The 4,702-nt window shown below is 67.8% G+C and carries 6 protein-coding genes; all 6 read right to left on the bottom strand.

The window, feature by feature from the left end:
* Nucleotides 1-763 (bottom strand): NAD-dependent epimerase/dehydratase family protein (locus tag ACXJKH_RS15205; protein ID WP_457320503.1); only part of this gene is annotated, 763 nt, incomplete at its 3' end.
* A 50-nt stretch (nt 764-813) separates the two neighbouring features.
* Nucleotides 814-1,539 carry a suppressor of fused domain protein gene (locus tag ACXJKH_RS15200; protein ID WP_256776300.1) on the bottom strand — a complete coding sequence of 242 codons (726 nt, stop codon included), beginning with the start codon at nt 1,537-1,539 and terminating at the stop codon, nt 814-816.
* Between the two features lie 41 nt (nt 1,540-1,580).
* Nucleotides 1,581-1,889: a helix-hairpin-helix domain-containing protein gene (locus ACXJKH_RS15195; RefSeq protein WP_457320500.1), complete on the bottom strand. Its 309-nt coding sequence runs from the start codon at nt 1,887-1,889 to the stop codon at nt 1,581-1,583.
* A 35-nt stretch (nt 1,890-1,924) separates the two neighbouring features.
* Nucleotides 1,925-2,848, bottom strand: coding sequence for a ParB/RepB/Spo0J family partition protein (locus ACXJKH_RS15190; protein ID WP_256776302.1), 924 nt, complete (start codon nt 2,846-2,848; stop codon nt 1,925-1,927).
* Nucleotides 2,848-3,645 carry a ParA family protein gene (locus ACXJKH_RS15185; RefSeq protein ID WP_256776303.1) on the bottom strand — a complete coding sequence of 266 codons (798 nt, stop codon included), beginning with the start codon at nt 3,643-3,645 and terminating at the stop codon, nt 2,848-2,850. The genes ACXJKH_RS15190 and ACXJKH_RS15185 overlap by 1 nt, the downstream gene beginning before the upstream one ends.
* A 210-nt stretch (nt 3,646-3,855) precedes the next feature.
* Nucleotides 3,856-4,494, bottom strand: a complete 639-nt coding sequence (rsmG, locus tag ACXJKH_RS15180; protein WP_256776304.1) for a 16S rRNA (guanine(527)-N(7))-methyltransferase RsmG — start codon at nt 4,492-4,494, stop codon at nt 3,856-3,858.
* Nucleotides 4,495-4,702: the final 208 nt, after the last annotated feature.

The raw sequence follows: 4,702 nt of genomic DNA, 5'->3' as shown, positions 1-4,702 counted from the left end.
GCTCCAGCTCGATCGGCGTGTGGTTGCCGAGGTTGAATACACGGTGCGGCACGTCCTCGCCGGACGGATGCGCCAGCGCGCCGAGGATACCGGCCACGATGTCGGAAACATGTGTGAAATCGCGCTGCATTTTTCCGTCGTTGAACACATCGATGACGCGTCCGGCCAGCACTGCGCGCGAAAACAGCAGCGGCGCCATGTCCGGGCGGCCCCAGGGACCGTACACGGTGAAGAAGCGCAGGCCGGTGGCATGCAGGCCATACAACTGCGCGTAGGTGTAGGCCATCAGTTCGTTGGCTGCCTTGGTGGCGGCATACAGCGAACGCGGCTTGTCGATGCGCTGGTCTTCGGAGAACGGCGGCGTGGCCGAGTCGCCGTAGACCGAGCTGCTGGAGGCATACACCAGGTGCGCCACGCCGCGATGCCGGCACAGCTCGAGCATGTTGACGAAGCCGACCAGGTTGCTGTCGACGTAGGCGTACGGATTTTCCAGCGAATAGCGCACGCCGGCCTGCGCGGCCAGGTGGATCACCCGGGTCGGCTTGACCTCATCGAACAGCGCGGCCAGGCCGTCCCGGTCGGTGAGGTCGAGCACGCGGATATCGGCATCCGGGCACAGCGCGGCCACGCGGTCGCGCTTGATCTGCGGGTCGTAATAGTCGTTGTAGTTGTCCAGCCCGACCACCGTTTCACCGGCATCCAGCAGGGCACGCAGGGTGTTGGCGCCGATGAAGCCGGCGGCGCCGGTGACAAGAACGGTCATGGCAGGGTCCTGGAAATTGCTGTGGACAGGATATCGCCGATGCGCCGGGCTCAGAACAACCCGAAGCGCTTCCTGGCCACGTTGACGCGCGCCGGGTCGATGAGATCCTTGATGCCCTTGGCGTCGAAACGGTCCAGCAGTGCATCGCTGCCCTTCTTCAACTTCAGCGCCATCTCTTCCGGATACAGCGGGACCAGCGTCATGAAGACGATGGTCTTGTGTGCATCGATCACCAGGTGGCCGAAGTCTTCCGGCGCGCTCACCGGCGGCAGCACGATCGCGCCGTCGAAGCCCACGCCCGGCGCATAGGGCTCGGCCGGATGGCCGTTGGGCACGGTGTGGCCAAAGCCCAGCCAGGTATCGAACTTGTGCGGCAGCCGCGCCAGGCCCTTGAGCAGGCGGATCGGCCAGTAGTACCGCTCGTCCTCGAAATCGGCGTGCTGGATCGGCCAGTCGGCCGGCAGGGTGACCATCAGCTCCATGTGCTGCGGTGCCTCCACGCCCTCGGGCAGGGTCATCGGCAGGTCGCTCATGCCCGACGTCACCAGCCGCAGGTGCGGGAACGCGTCGGTGGCCGGGACCACGTGTACGTCGATGTGCACCGCATCGGAAATGATCTCGTGGAAGACGCCCGAGATCGGCCCCAGGTGCTGCTCGATATGCGCGCTGATCTGCTCGATGCATTCCTCGCCGTGGGCCGGCGCGAAGTCTTTCTCCTGCGTGTGCAGCAGGATCGGGCTGCCGCCCGGGCTCAGTTCGTCGTGTTCATTGCTCATCAGTGGCTCCTGGTGATGACCACCGTGGCCCAGGTGCTGGCTCACCACAAGGTGAGCGGGGCATCCCTGGCCAGCGTGGCCTTGCGTTCCTTGCTGAAATCCCACCAGGGGCGCGGCGCCTCGCCCTGCATGAAGCGCAGGATCGACAGGAACACGTCGATCACGCAGGGATCGTGCATCACGCCGGTGCGCAGGCACAGTTGCGCATACATGTCATAGGCATCGCGGCCGCGCAGGTGCGCTGGCACGCGGATGCCGATCAGACGCAGATCTTTCTCACAGGCCGGCCCGACATTCGGCAGGTCGGTCAGACGCAACAGATGGTTGCGGTCGACCTTGGTGGGGTTCATTACGGTGGGGTGATCCTCTTGCGCAGGCGGGGGACTCAGCCCTTCTGTACGCGGAGTCGTTCGAGCACGCCATCCAGCGTGTCCAGGTCGGTGTAATGGATGATCAGCTTGCCCTTGCCGCCGCGGCCGTGGTTGATGGCCACGCGCGCACCCAGCGATTCGGACAGTTCGGTCTCCAGCGAGGCGATGTCGGCCTGCGGGGCGCTGGCGGTCGGCTTCTTGCGCATCGCGCCCGGCACCTTGCCGGCGGCGAACTGCTGCGCGCGGTGTTCCACTTCGCGTACCGACCAGCCCTGGTCGGCCGCTTCCTGGGCCAGCTTGCTGGCCAATTCCGGCGCCAGCGTCAGCAGCGCGCGGGCATGACCCATTTCCAGCCGGCGGGTTTCCAGCAGCAGGCGGATGGCGATCGGCAGCTCGAGCAGGCGCAGCAGGTTGGACACCGCCGCGCGCGAGCGGCCGACGGCTTGGGCGGCCTCGGCGTGGGTGAGCGCGAATTCGCTGATCAGGCGCTGCAGCGCCTCGGCTTCTTCAAGCGGGTTGAGGTCTTCGCGCTGGATGTTCTCGATCAGCGCCATCGCGATGACGGTGCGGTCTTCCAGCTCGCGCACCACCACCGGCACGTCGTCCAGGCCGGCCAGCTGCGAGGCGCGCCAGCGCCGTTCGCCGGCGACGATCTCGAAGCTGTCCGGGCCAAGCTGGCGGACCAGGATCGGCTGGATCACGCCCTGCGCCTTGATCGATTCGGCCAGCTCGGCGAGCTTGGTCTCATCCATGTCGCGGCGCGGCTGGTACTTGCCCGGCTGCAGCTGGCCGACCGGCAGCTTGCGCAGCACTTCACCGGGCAGCGGTTCGATCACCGCCGCGGCCTGCACCTGAGTCACCGCGCCCTTGGGCCCCAGCAGCGCATCGAGGCCGCGGCCGAGGCCGCGTTTCTTGCCGAGGGCGGGCTTGGTGCTCATCAGGCGGTCTCCAGGGCCTTGTCGGCCTTATTGCGTTGTTGGTGGCGGCGGATGATTTCCCCGGCCAGGCCGAGGTAGGCGACGCCACCGCGCGAGGCGCGGTCGTAACCGACGATGCTCTGCCCGTGGCTGGGCGCTTCGGCCAGGCGGACGTTGCGCGGCACGATGGTGCGGAACACGCGGTCGCCGAAGTGGTCGGTCAATTCGGCCGAGACCGCATTGGCCAGGTTGTTGCGCACATCGAACATGGTGCGCAGCACGCCCTCGATCTCCAGGCTGGGATTGAGGTTGGCGCGCAGCGCTTCGATGGTTTCCACCAGCGCGCTCAGGCCTTCCAGCGCGTAGTACTCGCACTGCATCGGCACGATCACCGAATCGGCGGCGGCCAACGCATTGAGGGTCAGCAGCGACAGCGCCGGCGGGCAGTCGATGAGGATGAAGTCGTATTCGTCGCGGATCGGGGCCAGGGCGCGCTTCAGGCGCTGCTCCCGTTCGCCCTGGTCCATCAGCTGGATCTCGGCGGCGGTCAGGTCGATGTTGCCCGGCAGCAGGTCGAAACCCTCCGGGGTGGTGACCCGGACTTCGACCGCGGTGGCTTCGCCGAGCAGCAGGTCGCAGGTGGACGCGGCCACTTCACGCTTGTCCACGCCACTGCCCATGGTCGCGTTGCCCTGCGAATCCAGGTCGACAAGGAGCACGCGCCTGGGTGCAGCAGCCAGGGAGGCGGCCAGATTGACAGCGGTCGTGGTCTTGCCGACGCCACCTTTCTGGTTGGCGATGGCGATGATGCGGGCCATGCGGGTGAGCCTCATCGGCAGGGAGTGGGACTGGTCATTATGCGTATATGGGGCGTGTCATGCACTGTGAGATGCGCGCCGGTGGGCGCCCACGACCTCGCGCGGCGGCCCCGGATGCGCCCGGTGGACACCGCAGCGGCAGCAACGGCGGGCGCTGCGGCGCTTATGAGAACGCGCGCCGGTCACGACGACGGGCGCACGCCGATGTGCTCAGGGACCGGCCACCACGACCAGATGGCGCTCACCGGTGAGGCCGGGGACATGCAGGGGCAGCACTTGTTCGACCTGCCAGCCGGCCGGCAGCTGGGCGATTTCGTCGTGCGGGTAGACGCCCTTCATGGCCAGCAGGCGGCCGCCGGGGCGCAGCAGATGGCCGCCGACGTCGATGATGCCGGCCAAGGTGTCCATGGCGCGCGCGGTGAGGTGGTCGTAGGCGCCCGGCTCGGCGAGTGCCTCTGCGCGCGATTCGGCCACGCGGGCGTTGCCCAGGCCGAGCTGGCGGACGGCTTCGCGCATGAAGCGGGCTTTCTTGCCGTTGCTTTCGACCAGGGTGACCTGCAGCTGCGGGCGGGCGATGGCCAGCGGGATGCCGGGCAGGCCGGGGCCGGTGCCGAGGTCGGCCAGGGTGCCGGCCTCCAGGTAGGGCTGCATGGCCAGCGAGTCGAGCAGGTGGCGGGTGACCATCTCCAGCGGATCGCGGATGGCGGTGAGGTTGTAGGTGCGGTTCCAGCGGTCGAGCAGGGTGAGGTAGGTGAGCAGCGGCGGCGCCAGGGCGGCGTCCAGGTCCATCGCGGCCAGGCCACGCTCGAGCGCTTCGGCCACGCCGGCCGGGAGGGTGTGTTCGGTCATGCGGCGATTATCGCAGGTCGAAAGCGGGGCAAGGGCAAGAGCCGCACACGGATTCCGCCACGGAGGGCGGGTGTGGGTCTGGCCGCGGGTAGCGCAGAGCCCTGCCCGCCAGGCCATACGTAGAGCCGAGCCATGCTCGGCTGGCCATAGGTAGAGCCGAGCCATGCTCGGCTGGCCATAGGTAGAGCCGAGCCATGCTCGGCTGGCC

The organism is Stenotrophomonas sp. P5_B8 (genome assembly GCF_054049855.1).
This window is presented reverse-complemented; position numbering and strand designations above follow the sequence as displayed.